We start from the raw sequence: 14,044 nt of genomic DNA, 5'->3' as shown, positions 1-14,044 counted from the left end.
CGTCGCCTGCGACGTTACGCCAGGCTCACCCGGATCCCGTCGATCACGAACTGCACCGCCAGCGCCGCGAGCAGCACGCCCAGCAACCGCGTGATCACCGCCTCGATCTTCGCGCCCAGCACGCGCATGATCGGCCCCGCTGCGAGCAACGCCACCAGCGTCAGCAGCAGGATCGTGACCAGCGCCCCCAGCACGACCGCGGAGCGCTCGATTCCTTCGTTGCGGCTCATCAGCAGCATCACCGACGCGATCGACCCCGGCCCCGCGATCATCGGCATCGCCATCGGGAAGATCGAAACGTCCTCCACTTCGGGCGTGCCGGCAATCTTGGCGGCGCGGTCCTCGCGGCGTTCGGTGCGCTTTTCGAACACCATTTCCAGCGCGATCAGGAACAGCATGATCCCGCCCGCGATGCGGAACGAGGCGAGGCTGATGCCGAGCCCGTGGAGCAGCGCCTCGCCGAACAGCGCGAACACCAGTAGGATGCCCGATGCGACCATCACCGCGCGGATCGCCATCGAACGCGCGTGGACCGGGGACGCGCCCGCGGTCAGCCCGGCGTAGATCGGCGCGCAACCAGGAGGATCGATCACCACGAAGAAGGTGATGAGCGAGGAGATGTAGAGTTCGATCATGCCCCGATCGCCACCCGGGCGGCGATCACAGGGCCGTCTCGTCGAGCACCACGCCTTCGCGCCGTGCCGCCGACACGAGCGTGTTGCGCAGCAGGCAGGCGATCGTCATCGGGCCGACCCCGCCCGGCACCGGCGTCACCGCGCCCGCGACGCTCATCGCGCCTGCGAAATCGACGTCGCCGACGAGCCCCGCCTCGGTCCGGTTGATCCCCACGTCGATCACGGTCGCGCCGGGCTTGAGCCAGTCGCCCTTGACCATCTCGGGCCGTCCGACCGCCGCGATCACGATGTCCGCGCGTTTGACCACGCTCGACAGGTCGCGCGTGCGCGAATGCGCGACGGTGACGGTGCAGCTTTCGGCGATCAGCAATTGCGCCATCGGCTTGCCGACGATGTTCGACCGGCCGATCACCACCGCGTCGAGCCCGGTCAGGTCGCCGAGCGTATCCTTCAGCAGCATCACGCAACCAAGCGGGGTGCACGGCACGAAGCCTGCGATCCCGGTCGCGAGCCGTCCGGCATTGACCGGGTGGAAACCGTCGACATCCTTGTCGGGATCGATCCGCGTCGTGACCGCGCGCTCGTCGATATGGCCGGGGAGCGGGAGCTGGACAAGGATCCCGTCGATCGCAGGATCGGCGTTGAGCGTGTCGACCAGTGCGAGGAGCGCGTCCTGCGCGACGTCGGCCGCGAGGCGATGCTCGACGCTGATCATCCCCGCGCCCTGCGTCGCCTTGCCCTTGTTGCGGACATAGACCGCGGAGGCCGCATCCTCGCCCACCAGCACGACCGCGAGGCCGGGCGCGCGGCCGGCGGCCTCGGTAAAGGTCGCGACCTGTGCGGCGATGCGCGTGCGCAAGGCAGCGGCGAACGCCTTGCCGTCGATGATCGTAGCGGTCATGTCGAGCCCTTCCGGATCAGAGCGGCGCGCCGACCAGCAGGTGCGCGTCGTAATTGTTGAGGACGATACTGATGATCCGCAGCGTCAGCAGCAGCGCGAACGGTGCGAGATCGATCTGCCCGAAATCGGGGAGGATCCGGCGGAACGGGCGGTACAGCGGTTCTGTCCCGCGGTTGAGGCCGTTGTAGATCGAGCGCACCAGCTCGTTGTAGGTATTGATGATATTGAACGAGACGAGCAGCGACAGGACCACCTGGATCAGCACGATCGTCGTGATCGCACTGATCAGGACCTGCAATATCTGGATGATCGTATGCAAAATGGCGTCTCCGGGCGTTGAGCTGTGCGATCCTAGCGGTATCTCGCAAATGCGAACACCCCCTTAGCGTTTTGGCCGGCAGCTGATCGTTTCGCCCCCCCCCGGACGCCGTTCCGCCCCACCTTCCGTCATGCTGAACTTGTTTCAGCATCCACCGCGCGACGGGCCCGGACCGGACTCGCTGTGCGGTGGACCCTGAAACAAGTTCAGGGTGACGGCAGAAGTATAGGTCGGTCGCTCAGCGCCGGACCAGCGTCCCCGCCCCACGCTTGGTGAAGATCTCGAGCAGCATAGCATGCGGCACGCGTCCGTCGAGAATGACCGCAGCGCCGACCCCGCTCTCGACCGCATGGACGCACGTCTCGAGCTTGGGGATCATCCCGCCCGAGATCGTCCCGTCGGCGCGCAGGCGGGCGACGCCCGCCGGATCGAGATCGGTGACGAGCTCCTTGTCCTTGTCGAGTACGCCGACCACGTCGGTCAGCATGAACAATCGTTCCGCGCCCAAGGCAGCGGCGATCGCACCCGCCATCGTGTCGGCGTTGATGTTATAGGTGTGCCCGTCGGTACCGATCGCGATCGGCGCGACCACCGGGATGATGCCCGCTTCCGAAAGCGTATCGATGATCCGCCGGTCCACGCCGACCGGCGTGCCGACGAACCCGAGATCGACGTGCCGCTCGATCCCCTGCAGCGTATCGGGCGTCTCGCGCCCGACCTTGACCGCGGTGACGAAGTTCGAGTCCTTGCCCGAAATCCCGACGGCGCGGCCGCCCGCCTGGCCGATCCAGCCGACGATTTCCTTGTTGATCGAGCCCGCGAGCACCATTTCGGCGATCCGCGCGGTTTCCGCATCGGTTACGCGCAGACCGTCGACGAAGCGCGATTCGACGCCCAGCCGCTTGAGCATCGCGCCGATCTGCGGGCCGCCGCCGTGGACGACGACGGGATTGATCCCGACCGCCTTCATCAACACGACGTCCTCAGCGAAATCGCGCGCCGCCTCGGGATCGCCCATCGCGTGGCCGCCATATTTCACGACAAAGGTCTTGCCGGCGTACCGCTGCATGTAGGGCAGCGCCTCGACCAGCGTTTCGGCCTTGGCGAGCAAGGCTGGAGCGGGGGAATGATCGGTCATGCCCGCGCCTTATCTCGGATGGCATGGATGCGAAAGCCACAAGCCGTCACCCCGGCGAAGGCCGGGGCCGTGTGGTTATTTGAGCGCGGCGGGACGCCGGGGTGCGGTATCGACGGTTTTGCCCGCTGGCATGGCGGCCCCGGCCTGCGCCGGGGTGACGGGAAGGCAACAAGTCGACTTTCACAGAGGTCTCGCCGTCGACGGGGTGACGGTTAAGCGCGATCCAGTCGCCGCCCGATGCCCACCACCAGATAGATCAGCGGCGGCACCAGCACCGCTGACAGCGTCACCTTCGCGAGCATCTGTCCGGCGAGCAGCGACCCGATCGGGAACACGCCGTAGAACGCGATCGTCACGAACAGCAGCGTGTCGACGATCTGGCTGAGGATGCTCGAGATCCCCGCGCGCAGCCACAACAGCCCGCCCGTCTCGTTGCGCTTGAGCCAGCTGAAGATCGTGACGTTGAGCGTCTGCGAAATCCCGTAGGCGACGATCCCGCCGAGCCAGATCCGCGGCGTGCCCCCCATCATCAGCGCGAACGCGTCGCGCCGCGCGGGCTCCATCGCGGGCGCGGCCGGCGCGGCGAGCACGGCGATCGACAGCAGGATCGATGCGATCAACGGCACGAACCCGATCTGCACCAGCCGGTTGGCGACCGTCCGCCCATGCAGTTCCGCCACCGCGCTCGACACGACGACGAGCAGCAGGAACGCGAAGATCCCGGATTCGACCGCGAGCGGCCCGATCCCGACGAGCGGCCCGAGCAGCGAGATCGGCCCGAGCGAGACCTGCTTGTTGCCGAGCACTCCCGCGATGCAGACCATGCCGCCGTAGAAGATCGAAAAGGCGAAAAGCGAACGCGGGATCGCAGGAGCAGGTGTCGTCATCGCGCGGGACGCTAGCGGAATGTTCGCAAAAAGGGAATCGGTTCCCGGGCGGCCTTCCGCACCCCAAAAGCTGGCGTCATGCTGAACTTGTTTCAGCATCCACCGTGCAACAGGCATAGTCCGGACTCGCGGAGAGCTGGATCCTGAAACGAGTTCAGGATGACGGAGGTTTGTAAAAACCGCGCGCGGTCGGCCCCACCCCTCACTTTCTCCCCCGCCCCCTAGCCCTATCCGCGTCTGCGTGTATGGTCCCCACCCGTTGCGCGCCGTAATTTGGGGAGTGCGCGCGAAACTGCGGGGAATACGTGGACAAATTTCCGATCGGCATCCTGGGCATCGTCGTGATCCTGGGGCTTGCCATCCTGTTGTCGACAAATCGCCGCGCGATCCGACTGCGCGTGGTCGGCGCGGCGTTCGCGTTGCAGGTGACGATCGCGATCCTCGTGCTCCACAGCACGATCGGCCGCCAGATGATCGAGGGCATGTCGCGCGGGGTGTGGAACCTGCTCGGCTATGCCAAGGCGGGCACGACGACGATCTTCGGCGGGCTCGCGAGCGACCCGACCTTCGGGACGGCGTTCGCTTTCTCGGCGCTTCCCGTCATCATCTTCTTCGCGGCCCTCGTGTCGATCCTCTACCATCTCGGGATCATGCAGTTCGTGATCCGCTGGGTCGGCGGCGCGATCGAGAAGGTGATCGGCGTGTCCAAGGTGGAAGCCTTGTGCGCCGCCGCCAACATCTTCGTCGGGCAAAGCGAATCGCCGCTGGTGATCCGCCCCTATCTCGCCGGGCTGACCCCGCCGCAGCTGTTCGCGGTGATGACGGTCGGCATGTCGGGGGTCGCGGGGACGATCCTGCTCGCTTACGCGACCTTCCTCGGCCAGGGTGCTTTGCCCTATCTGCTCGCGGCGTCGTTCATGTCCGCGCCGGGCGGGTTGCTGATGGCCAAGATCATCATGCCCGACGAGACCACCGCGCCCGCGGGCGAGCTCGCGCTCGGCGATGATCCCGAGGAAGCGGTGCTCCACGTCGCCGAGAAGGCGCTTGAGGAAGAACGCGCCGCGAACATCATCATGGCCGCCGCCAACGGCGCGCAGACCGGCGTGCGGATCGCGGTCGCGGTCGGCGCGATGGTGCTCGCGTTCGTCGGGCTGGTCGCGCTCGCGAACGGGATCCTCGGTGGGATCGGCGGGTGGTTCGGCTATCCCGACCTCAGTTTCCAGGGGATGCTCGGCTTCGTCTTCGCGCCGGTGATGTTCCTGCTCGACATCCCGTGGACCGAGGCGCGCGCGGCGGGCGAATTGTTCGGGCAGAAGATCGTGCTCAACGAATTCGTCGCGTTCATCGATCTCGGCAAGATGAAGAATCTCTCGCCGCACACCACCGCGGTGGTGACGTTCGCGCTGTGCGGCTTCGCCAATTTCTCGTCGATCGCGATCCAGATGGCGTCGGCGGGGAGCCTGGCGCCCAACCAGCGACCGATGATCGCCAAGCTCGGCCTGCGCGCGCTGGCGGCGGGGAGTCTGGCGAATCTGATGTCGGCGGCGCTGGCCGGGTTGTTGCTGGGGTAACGGTCTGAAGGCGCGTTGACGATCCCCTCCCCCCTTCCGTTCGCCCTGAGCGAAGTCGAAGGGCCGGCGTGGCGCGGGGGCTTCGACTGCGCTCAGCCCGAACGGATATCGGGCGCGCAACCCGGTCGGGTGCGGCTTCAGGCCAGCACCGCCACCTCCCCCACATCCTCCGCCCGCCGCGCATAGCGCCGCGCGAGCGTCGCGCAGACGAACAGTTGCGCCTGGTGGAACAGCATCAGCGGCAGCACGATCAGGCTGACCGAATGCCCCGCGAACAGGATCGTCGCCATCGGAATCCCGCCCGCCATGCTCTTCTTCGACCCGCAGAACACGATCGCGATCTCGTCCGGCTTCGAGAAACCGAGCCAGCGGCTGAGCAAAGTCGTGATCGCCAGGATCAGCGCGAGGATCACCAGGTCGATCGCCAGCACGATTCCGAGATCGCCCGGCGACAGGCTGGTCCACACCCCCGCGACCACCCCGGCGCTGAACGCGGCATAGACGACCAGCAGGATCGACCCGCGATCGACCACCGACGTGATCGTGCGATGCGCGACCAGCCACCCGCCGATCAGCGGTCGCGCGACCTGCCCGGCGACGAACGGCAGCAGGATCTGCAGCGCGATCCCCTCGATCGCATGGAGCGACACCCCGCCCCCGACCGAGCGCAACAGCAACGCGACCAGCAACGGCGTCAGCACGACCCCGAGCAGGTTGGAGACCGACGCGCTGCATAGCGCCGCGGGCACGTTCCCGCGCGCGATCGAGGTGAACGCGATCGATGACTGGACGGTGGAGGGGAGCAGGCACAGATACAGCAACCCGACCGCGATATCCTCGGGCAACCAGCCGCGCGTCGCCCAATAGGCGCCAAGCCCGATCGCCGGGAAGATCAGGAAGGTGCTCGCGAACACCAGCGATTGCAGCCGCCAGTGCGTGATCCCCGCCCACACCGCGCCGGGCGACAGCCGCGCGCCGTACAGGAAGAACAACAGCCCGACCGCGATCGTGACGCTGCCCTCCGCGACGGGCTGCGTGGCCCCACGCGCCGGAAAGACGAACGCCACCGCGACCGTCGCGATTAGCAGCAGCAGATAGGGGTCGATCGGCAGGCGGCGGATCATCGTGCGAAAAGCAGTCATCTTGGTAAGTCCCTTCGTCCTGCCCCGAAGTACGCCGCGCCGATGTCATGCACAATCATGATGGACACGATAACAGTCATCATGCATCGTGATGACCATGGATAGTATCGGCCCCGACCTGCTACGCGCCTTTGTCGCCGTGCTTGAAACGGGCACCTTCACTGCCGCCGCCCGCGCGCTCGGCACACGCCAATCGACCGTCAGCCAGCAGATCAAGCGTCTGGAAGGGCTCACCGGGCGGCGGCTGTTCGCGCGCGACACGCACCGCGTCGCGTTGACGGTCGAGGGGGAAAGCTTCGTCGATCCGGCGCGACGCATCCTCGAGGCCTATGACACGATGGACCGCCACCTGACCGGCGTACCGCTGCGCGGTCGGCTGCGGTTCGGCGCATCGGAGGATTTCGTGCTCTCGGCGCTCCCCGACGTACTCGCCAGCTTTGCGCGGCGGCATCCCGAGGTGGACCTGCTCGTAACCGTGGGACTGAGCGAGATCCTCTATGATGCGTTCGACGCGGGGCAGCTCGACATCATCCTCGCCAAACGTCGGTCGGGCGATCCGCGCGGAGTAACCGCGTGGCGCGAGCAGGTCGCCTGGGTCGCGCGGCCCGACTATTCCCTGGACCCGACCGTGCCACTCCCGCTGCTGCTGTATCCGCCCCCCAGCGTCACCCGATCGCTCGCGATCGCCACGCTCGACGCAGCGCGGCGTGCGTGGCGTGTCGCCTTCACCAGCGCGAGCCTCAGCGCACTGACCGCCGCCGCGCGCGCCGGAGTCGGGATCATGCCGCATTCGCAGCGACTGCTGCCCGCCGGGTTGGCGCGGGTCACGCCGGAGGGGCTGTTGCCGGTCTTGCCGGAAATCGAATTCGTCATCCTCGGCCCCGGCCGCGGCGAGCGGGTCGCCGAAGCGCTGACCCGATCGATCCTGCAATGGGCGAGCCTGGGATAGCCGCCGCGGCCGGTCCGCCTGGAAACTCATCGGGCGGATATGTTCCCGGCTGTCGTGCCATGCCCCTTTGTTCGGAACGATTTGCGCCGTCCGGCCTTCCTCCCCTGACACTCGGGAGAATGATGATGGAAGACGCACGGCTGTGGAGCTTCGAGGAAAGCCTCTGGACCGAAGGGCCTGACAATTACCGCGAAAAGGTCGACCCCGAGGTGGTGATGGTCCTCCCCCGCCCGCCGTTCGTGCTGCAGGGCACCGAGGCGATCGATGCGGTCGCCGATACGCCGGTGTGGGACAGCGCCGAGCTCACCGAACGGACCGTCTCGCGCCCGCAGGAGGGGCTGATCGTGATCGGCTATCACGTCCATGCGCAGCGCGGCGATGAGGCCTATGAGGCGCATTGTTCGTCGGTGATCCGTCGGCTCGAGCACGAAGTGTGGCGCGTCGTCCAGCATCAGCAGACGCCTGTGCTGACCAAGTCGGTCGAGCGGTAATCCCGGAGGCGATGATGAGCGACGACACCACAGTTCAGGTCCGCCAGCGCGAGATCGCGACCGAACATCTGCTGTTCAAGCTGATGGAATATGTCGAGGACAAACATCCGGGGCTGCTCGATTATCTCGAGGGGAGCCTGGATCACCTCGGCGATCCGGCGAATGACGGGACGCAGGATGACGAGGCCGTGCGCGGGATCGCGCGGAAGATGATCGTGGGCGCGCGGAAGCAGGGGATGGCGTCGGGCGACTGACGGGGGCGCGAACGTCCTCTGCGTTTTTGCACTTCCCCGGCGGAGGCCGGGGCCCAGGCGAAGTGGTCGAGGTAACGGAGCGCAGTCCTTCGACTTCCGCCGTTTCGCTCCTGGGCCCCGGCCTTCGCCGGGGAGGCGTTGGGTGTGGCTGACGGTGGTATTTCGGGAACGCTTTCTTCAGCCTCGCGTGCGCTGATCTAGCTCTTCCTCCCTAACGGTGCACTTCCCCGGCGAAGGCCGGGGCCCAGTCGAAGTGGTCGAGGTAACGAAGCGCGGTCCTTCGACTTCTCCCGTTTCGCTCCTGGGCCCCGGCCTTCGCCGGGGAGGCGTTCGGTATGGCTGACGGTGGTATTTCGGGAACGCTTTCTTCAGCCTCGCGTGCGCTGATTTAGCTTTTCCTCCCTAACGGTGCACTTCCCCGGCGAAGGCCGGGGCCCAATCGAAGTGGCTGAGGTAACGAAGCGCAGTCTTTCGACTTCCCCCGTTTCGCTACTGGACCCCGGCCTTCGCCGGGGAAGAGCGAGAGGGGGCACTGACGGGCGCTACCCCAGCATCGCCTTCTTGAGCTTGGCATGCGCCGACGCCTTGATCTGGCACACCCGCGCCGACCCGACGCCGATCACCAGCCCGATCTCCTCAAGGTTCATTTCCTCGACATAATACAGCTGGATCACCAGCGCCTCGCGCTCGGGCAGCGCGGTGATCGCAGCGATCAGCGTGTTGCGCTCCTCGCTTTCGGAAAGCTGCGCGAAGGCGTCGGGCTCGTCGCTCGCGAACCACGGGCCTTCGTCCGAATAGAGATCCTCGATCGGTTCGAGCCGCACCGGCTGCGCGCTCGCATAATCGATCCGCAGTTTCTCGCGCGACACGCCGAGCCGCGCCGCGACCGCTGCCTCGTCGGGCGCGCGGCCCAGTTCGGTCGTCATCGCCGCGACCGTCTGTTCATACTGCCGCTTGCGCTGCATCGCGCCGCGCGTGAGCGTAGCCGAACGCCGCAGCGCATCGATCATCGCGCCGCGCACGCGTGTCATCAGATATTGCTCGAACGTCACCTGCCCGCGCTCCTCGAACGCGCCCGCCGCCTCGACCAACGCGACCAGCCCGATCTGGACGAGATCCTCGACCTCGACCGAGGAGGACATGCTGCCGTGGACATGCCACGCGATCCGCCGGACCAGCGGCATATGCTTCTTCGCCAGCAGCTTGAGGTCCGGCCCGGCGGCGGTGCGGCCATAGACCAAAGGCTGCGCATCGGTGAAGGCGGTGGGCGAAAGCTGCATCATGCTGGCAGGGCTCCGGGAGCGCCGATCACGGCGACGACTTCGACGGCCTTTTCTTCCGGCACTTCAAAGAAGCTCATTACCGGAATGTCGGGCAGGCAGGTCTTGACCAGCTTGCGGATCGCGACGCGGATCGCGGGCTGGACGACGAGCGCGAACGGCTTGGCCTCGTCGACCAGCGGCTGTGCCGCGCGTTGCAGCGCATCGACGATGCGGCGGCCGAGATCGGGCTCGATCGTGTGGCGGCGCGACGGATCGGCGCGCATCGCCTGGCCGAGCAGCCCCTCGAGCCCGCCCTCGAGCGTCATCACGCGGAGCGGCTCGCGCACGCCGCAGATCTTGCCGATGATCAGCCCGCCGAGGTCGGGGCGGATCGCCTCGATGATTTCCTCGGCATCGGCGGTGCGCTGCGCGGCGACCGCGATCGCGGCGGCGATCCGGCGGAATTCCTTGAGCGGGATGTTCTCCGCGAGCAGCCCCTTCAACACCTGCGTCAGCGTCGTCAGCGGGAGCGGGTTGGGCGACAGCGACGCGACGAGGCTGGCGGCCCGGTCCTTCAACCCGTCGAGCAGCGATTGGACTTCGTCGGGGCCGAGCAGCTCGGCCGAATGCTGGGTCAGCTGGTGGTTGAGGTGCGTCGCCATGACGGTGCCCGGATCGACCACAAGATAGCCCGCGCCGGTTGCCGCATCCGCATCCCCCGCCGCGATCCACACCGCGTCTAGCCCGAAGGTCGGGTCCTTGGCGCGCTTACCCATCAGGCCGCCGATCGCCTGCCCGGTGTCGAGCGCGAGCATTTCGTCGGGCGAGACGCTGTCCTCGCCGACGACCACGCCGCCGACGATGATCCGGTAGGTGTAGGGCGGCAGGTTGATGTCGTCGCGGACGCGGACTTGCGGGATGACAAAGCCCATGTCCTTCGACAATTGGCGGCGGACCCCGGTGATCCGGCCCATCAAAGGCGCACCGCGACGTTCGTCCACGAGCGGCACGAGGCCGTATCCGATGTCGAGGTTGACCTGCATGAGGTCGGACACTTCGTCCCAGCCGATCTTCGAATGATCGACCGGCTCGGGCGCGACCACCTCGACCGGGGCGGGGCGGCGCGACGCCTGGCGCATCTTCCACGCGGCGAACCCGGCGAGCCCGGCGGCAGGGAGGATCACCAGATGCGGCATCCCGGGCATCAGCCCGAGCAAGGCGAGGATGATCGCGACCGGCGTCCAGGTCCGCGCCGAGCCGAACTGGCTGCCGATCTGGCCCGCGAGATCCATGCTGGAGGTGACGCGAGTCACGATCGCGGCGGCGGCGATCGACAGCATCAGCGACGGGATCTGCGCGACGAGCGCATCGCCGATCGCGAGCAGCACGTAATTATGCGCCGCATCAGCGATCGTCATGCCGTGGCTGACGGGGCCGAGGATCAGCCCGCCGACGATGTTCGCGGCGAGGATCAGCAGGCCGGCGACCGCGTCGCCCTTCACGAACTTGGACGAACCGTCCATCGAGCCGTAGAAATCGGCCTCGGTTGAGACCTCGATCCGGCGCGCCTTGGCTTCGTCGGGGGTGATCAGCCCGGCGTTGAGATCGGCGTCGATCGCCATCTGCTTGCCCGGGAGTGCGTCGAGCGTGAAGCGCGCGCTGACTTCGGACACGCGGCCCGCGCCCTTGGTGACGACGATCATGTTGATGATCACGAGGATCGCGAAGACGAACAGGCCGACGACATAATCGCCGCCGATCAGGAACGTCCCGAACGCCTCGATCACATGGCCCGCCGCGCTCTCGCCTTCATGTCCGTGGACCAGCACCACACGCGTCGAGGCGACGTTGAGGCTCAGGCGGAACAGCGTGGCGAACAGCAGCACGGTCGGGAAGGCGGAGAAATCGAGCGGCTTCTGTGCGTTGAGGCTGACCATCAGCACCGCGAGGCTGATCGTGATGTTCATGATGAAGAACACGTCGAGCATCGCCGCCGGAATCGGCACGACCATCAGCACGACCAGCAACAGGATCGCGACCGGCAGCGCGGCGGAGCGCAGCAGCGGCATCACGCCACCGGTCTTGGGGGACAAGGCCACTGGATCAGGCTCCCATCGTCGCGAGCATCATGTACGCGAGCCGCGCGGTAGTCGGGGTCGGGCGGAGCAGGCTCGCGGTTTCGGTGCGGGTGCCCGCGAGGCTGCCCCCAAGACTGCTGGTGCCGCTCAGCTGCGCGAGCGTGTTCTGCGCCCAGACCGCGGCGTTGGAGGTCGATTCCTCGCCATTGCCGGGAATGACGTCCGCGCCCCATTCGCCGAGCCGAGTCGCGGACAGGCCCGAGGTTGCGCCGATCGTCTGCGGCGCGCCCGCCGCGTCGAGCTTGGCGGCGAAACGGTTGTAGATTTGCGAGAGCGAGCGCGGCGCGCCGGTCGAATCATAGAAGACGTTGCGATTGGCATTGGCGGCGGCGGGGAACATCGCGGCACCGCTGCGATCGGGATTGGTCTGCATCGCGGTGAGGAACTGCCGCGCGCCGCCCAGGCCAAGGAAATGCGCCATATAGAGATCGGTGCTGGTGGCGCTGCGGCCGAGCGAGCCCTCGATCGCGCCCTTATTGTCGCTGGCGTGCTCGGCGGCCATCAGCGACGCGGCGGTCGGATCATTGCGGAGCGACAGGATCGCCTGGCGCGTCGCGGGATCGTTGACGACCGCCTTGCCGCTCGCGCTGGTCGAGATCGCGTTCGCCGCCCAGCCGAGGCCGTGCTCCGCGCCATGCGCCTTGACCACGCGCAGCCAGCTCTGGTCGACGAACTGGTAGAGGCCGCTCGCGCTCGACGTGCCCGAATGCGCGTTGCTGCGCATCCCGCTCTCGAGCTTGGCCTGGCCCATCAGATAGTTGAAGTCGATGCCGGTTTTCTGGCTGGCATTGGCGATCGCGCTGCGAATCGATCCGCCCGCGCCGGTTGCATCGACGGCCCCGTTCAGAATGGAAAGCGGATTGAAAGGCATTGGTCCCCGGCTGTTGATCCGCGATGAGGCGGACAGCCCGGTATCAGCAAGAGACGTGCCAGTTTTCGGGGATGCCACTTCCTTCAACTGTCTGCTTCCCCGGCGAAGGCCGGGGCCCAGTTGAGGAGCAGAAGTGGCGGAGGTCAGCGCTTCGTTATGAAAACCTGCGCGACTGGGCCCCGGCCTTCGCCGGGGAAGCGGTTATGAAAAGGTAGCGACGCCGCCGCCCTTCAGGCCAACGCCGCCAGCCCCATCCCCGCGCGATACACCGCGCCCGGCGCCGCCCCCATTGCCATGCCGGCCGAACCGGTCAGATTTTGCAGGCGGCGGCGAACATTTGCCGCCATCAGGTTGACGTAGATCCGGCAGGTGTCGTTCAGCCGCTGGGCTTCCTGGGCCAGCGCGCGCATCTCGGCGCCCGGCGGCGTGTCGCCGAATGCCGCAACCGCTTCGATCCGCATCAACTTGTCGGTCGTCGCGCGCTCCAGCGCACCGACGTCGTTGGTCTTGAGCGCGGCGATCTCAGCATGAAGCGCTTCGATCACGGCGATCAGCGCGTCTCGGCGCGTTGCGGGGGGCGTCATTTCTTGGGGCTCCAGTTGAGCTTCAACGCAAGCATGCGATCCGCGATCGTGTCGGGGGTGATCGGATAGGTCCCGTTGCGCACCGCACGGCGGACATCCTCGACATGCTGACTGTCGACCGGCACGCCCTTGCCGACCTCCGAGGCAATCGCCGACAGTTCGAGCGGCTGCCGCGCGACCTCGGCGGGTTGCTTTGCCACGCTGGCGACCGTCGTCACCGGCGTGGTCGATACGACCAGCCGATCCGGCGTTGAAACAGTCTTGGGTCCGATCGCGTCCACCACATCAGCACCTTTGGGAAGAGATGACGAAGGGTATAACGACCGGTTGCGGCAAAGCTTAAATCATTCTGTCCAACCCGGCAGGGTCGCGCTGCCCGCGGCGATCGCGACCGCCTGGACCGGGTTCTTCTGGTCGTCGACCTTGACCATGAACCGCCCGCCCACGACCGCATCGCCGACCGCGACGCCCTCGCGCGTGATCGAGAAGCCGGGCGACCCCGCACTGATCGTCACCGGATCGCCGCGCTTGATGACATAGACCGCCTTGATCGCGGCGGGCTGCGCGCTCGGGGTGATGACCAGGGGGCTTGCGCCCTTTGGCAGGACGGCGGGAAGTTTCACCGCAACGAACAACCGCCATTCGGGACCGGTGCAGGTCACGACCACCGCATCATGCGTATCGGTGCGCCACGCCATCGACACCATCGGACAGGCGGCAAGCTTCAGCCGCGCATCCACGGGCGTGCGCGCGCCGCCTTCATTCCCGACACCATGGCCGGTGAAGGCGGCAACCGCGCGATCGATCGCGCCGGTATCCTGGAACGGCGCAGCGAAGGCGGGGGCGGCAAAGGCAGGGATGGCGACGAGGCCGAGGAACAGCAGCGGCAAACGGCGCATGAT

General features: G+C 67.0%; 16 protein-coding genes. 4 read left to right on the top strand and 12 right to left on the bottom strand.

The window, feature by feature from the left end; all coding sequences use genetic code 11:
* Positions 1-14 precede the first annotated feature (14 nt).
* From L8K25_RS07155 to L8K25_RS07135, 5 genes are all read right to left on the bottom strand, one after another.
* Positions 15-635: a MarC family protein gene (locus tag L8K25_RS07155; protein ID WP_242138207.1), complete on the bottom strand. Its 621-nt coding sequence runs from the start codon at positions 633-635 to the stop codon at positions 15-17.
* Positions 636-660: 25 nt separating this feature from the next.
* Positions 661-1,536 carry a bifunctional methylenetetrahydrofolate dehydrogenase/methenyltetrahydrofolate cyclohydrolase FolD gene (folD, locus tag L8K25_RS07150; protein WP_242138206.1) on the bottom strand — a complete coding sequence of 292 codons (876 nt, stop codon included), beginning with the start codon at positions 1,534-1,536 and terminating at the stop codon, positions 661-663.
* A gap of 16 nt (positions 1,537-1,552) precedes the next feature.
* Positions 1,553-1,855 carry a YggT family protein gene (locus tag L8K25_RS07145; RefSeq protein ID WP_242138205.1) on the bottom strand — a complete coding sequence of 101 codons (303 nt, stop codon included), beginning with the start codon at positions 1,853-1,855 and terminating at the stop codon, positions 1,553-1,555.
* Between the two features lie 238 nt (positions 1,856-2,093).
* Positions 2,094-2,993, bottom strand: a complete 900-nt coding sequence (argB, locus tag L8K25_RS07140) for an acetylglutamate kinase (protein WP_242138204.1) — start codon at positions 2,991-2,993, stop codon at positions 2,094-2,096.
* A gap of 212 nt (positions 2,994-3,205) precedes the next feature.
* Entirely contained in the window at positions 3,206-3,880 is a 675-nt protein-coding gene (locus L8K25_RS07135) for a queuosine precursor transporter (RefSeq protein WP_242138203.1), read from the bottom strand.
* A gap of 305 nt (positions 3,881-4,185) precedes the next feature.
* Here L8K25_RS07135 and L8K25_RS07130 point away from each other — a divergent pair, with 305 nt between their 5' ends.
* Positions 4,186-5,451 (top strand): nucleoside transporter C-terminal domain-containing protein, encoded by a 1,266-nt coding sequence (locus tag L8K25_RS07130; protein ID WP_242138202.1) that lies wholly within the window; start codon positions 4,186-4,188, stop codon positions 5,449-5,451.
* 137 nt (positions 5,452-5,588) lie between these two features.
* Here L8K25_RS07130 and L8K25_RS07125 read toward each other — a convergent pair whose 3' ends face one another.
* The gene (locus L8K25_RS07125; protein ID WP_242138201.1) at positions 5,589-6,593 is read right to left on the bottom strand and encodes a bile acid:sodium symporter family protein; all 1,005 of its coding nucleotides are present in this window, start codon (positions 6,591-6,593) and stop codon (positions 5,589-5,591) included.
* A gap of 91 nt (positions 6,594-6,684) precedes the next feature.
* Between L8K25_RS07125 and L8K25_RS07120 the strand changes: the two genes are divergently transcribed.
* The 3 genes from L8K25_RS07120 to L8K25_RS07110 all read left to right on the top strand — a co-directional run bounded on the left by L8K25_RS07120 (position 6,685) and on the right by L8K25_RS07110 (position 8,287).
* Positions 6,685-7,542: a LysR substrate-binding domain-containing protein gene (locus tag L8K25_RS07120; RefSeq protein ID WP_242138200.1), complete on the top strand. Its 858-nt coding sequence runs from the start codon at positions 6,685-6,687 to the stop codon at positions 7,540-7,542.
* 119 nt (positions 7,543-7,661) lie between these two features.
* Positions 7,662-8,033, top strand: coding sequence for a DUF4440 domain-containing protein (locus L8K25_RS07115; protein ID WP_242138199.1), 372 nt, complete (start codon positions 7,662-7,664; stop codon positions 8,031-8,033).
* Between the two features lie 14 nt (positions 8,034-8,047).
* Entirely contained in the window at positions 8,048-8,287 is a 240-nt protein-coding gene (locus tag L8K25_RS07110) for a hypothetical protein (RefSeq protein WP_242138198.1), read from the top strand.
* Positions 8,288-8,829: 542 nt separating this feature from the next.
* Here the strand turns inward: L8K25_RS07110 and L8K25_RS07105 are convergent.
* The 6 genes from L8K25_RS07105 to L8K25_RS07080 all read right to left on the bottom strand — a co-directional run bounded on the left by L8K25_RS07105 (position 8,830) and on the right by L8K25_RS07080 (position 14,041).
* Positions 8,830-9,570: a FliA/WhiG family RNA polymerase sigma factor gene (locus tag L8K25_RS07105; RefSeq protein ID WP_242138197.1), complete on the bottom strand. Its 741-nt coding sequence runs from the start codon at positions 9,568-9,570 to the stop codon at positions 8,830-8,832.
* Positions 9,567-11,618 (bottom strand): flagellar biosynthesis protein FlhA, encoded by a 2,052-nt coding sequence (gene flhA / locus L8K25_RS07100; protein ID WP_242138727.1) that lies wholly within the window; start codon positions 11,616-11,618, stop codon positions 9,567-9,569. Before flhA ends, L8K25_RS07105 begins: the two co-directional genes overlap by 4 nt.
* Before the next feature lie 34 nt (positions 11,619-11,652).
* Complete coding sequence (locus L8K25_RS07095; protein WP_242138196.1) at positions 11,653-12,558, bottom strand: lytic transglycosylase domain-containing protein; 906 nt, start codon at positions 12,556-12,558, stop codon at positions 11,653-11,655.
* Between the two features lie 230 nt (positions 12,559-12,788).
* Positions 12,789-13,142 carry a flagellar protein FlgN gene (locus L8K25_RS07090; protein ID WP_242138195.1) on the bottom strand — a complete coding sequence of 118 codons (354 nt, stop codon included), beginning with the start codon at positions 13,140-13,142 and terminating at the stop codon, positions 12,789-12,791.
* On the bottom strand, positions 13,139-13,423 hold the full coding sequence (locus L8K25_RS07085; protein WP_242138194.1) for a flagellar biosynthesis anti-sigma factor FlgM: 285 nt from the start codon (positions 13,421-13,423) through the stop codon (positions 13,139-13,141). The genes L8K25_RS07090 and L8K25_RS07085 overlap by 4 nt, the downstream gene beginning before the upstream one ends.
* Before the next feature lie 63 nt (positions 13,424-13,486).
* Complete coding sequence (locus tag L8K25_RS07080; protein WP_242138193.1) at positions 13,487-14,041, bottom strand: flagella basal body P-ring formation protein FlgA; 555 nt, start codon at positions 14,039-14,041, stop codon at positions 13,487-13,489.
* Between the last annotated feature and the right edge of the window lie 3 nt (positions 14,042-14,044).

The sequence above is a fragment of the Sphingomonas sp. TREG-RG-20F-R18-01 genome, from assembly GCF_022662475.1.
Taxonomy (GTDB): Bacteria; Pseudomonadota; Alphaproteobacteria; order Sphingomonadales; family Sphingomonadaceae; genus Sphingomonas.
Note: the sequence above shows the minus strand (reverse complement) of the source record. Positions and strands in the feature narration are given on the sequence as shown.